At 68.4% G+C, this 453-nt stretch carries 1 pseudogene; it reads left to right on the top strand.

What is annotated here, in order from left to right:
- Nucleotides 1–318, top strand: a pseudogene (locus AACY45_RS28515) (hypothetical protein); the annotation flags it as partial.
- Between the last annotated feature and the right edge of the window lie 135 nt (nt 319–453).

The following is a 453-nucleotide window of genomic DNA, read 5'->3' on the forward strand; positions in this document are numbered from 1 at the left end:
ATGTTGGTGCAGCATATCGTGGCGACGGATCCGTTGGTGGCGGCGCGGTTGCGCGCCGGGGCGGGGCGGGTTGCCGGGGTCGTCGGCGACCCGGCGTTGCGCAGTGCGGAAGGGGCCGCGCTGCTGGCGCAACAGGTGGCGCGCGAAGCCAATATCCTGGCGTTTAACGACGTCTTCCTGCTGGTCGGCGTGCTGGCTGCGCTGACGGCTGTGTGGGGCTATGCGATCCGCTGGTCGATCCGGCGGCGCGGCGAGATATCGCCGATTCTGCTCTTGCAACAAAAACAAACCCAGGCAGCCCAGGGTCACCAGGGATAATGAAATGAGCGACGCTTCCCCATCGACACCGACGGCCACCGCCCCCGATCCGAGGTTGCGGCCCCGCGCGGCTGGGCCCCGCCCGTCAAATCGCGTCCGGCGACGATCACCATCGTCGCGCTGGCGGTCGTTGCG

Origin of the sequence: Pseudomonas sp. RA_35y_Pfl2_P32 (assembly GCF_963970735.1) — a bacterium.
GTDB lineage: Bacteria > Pseudomonadota > Gammaproteobacteria > Pseudomonadales > Pseudomonadaceae > Aquipseudomonas.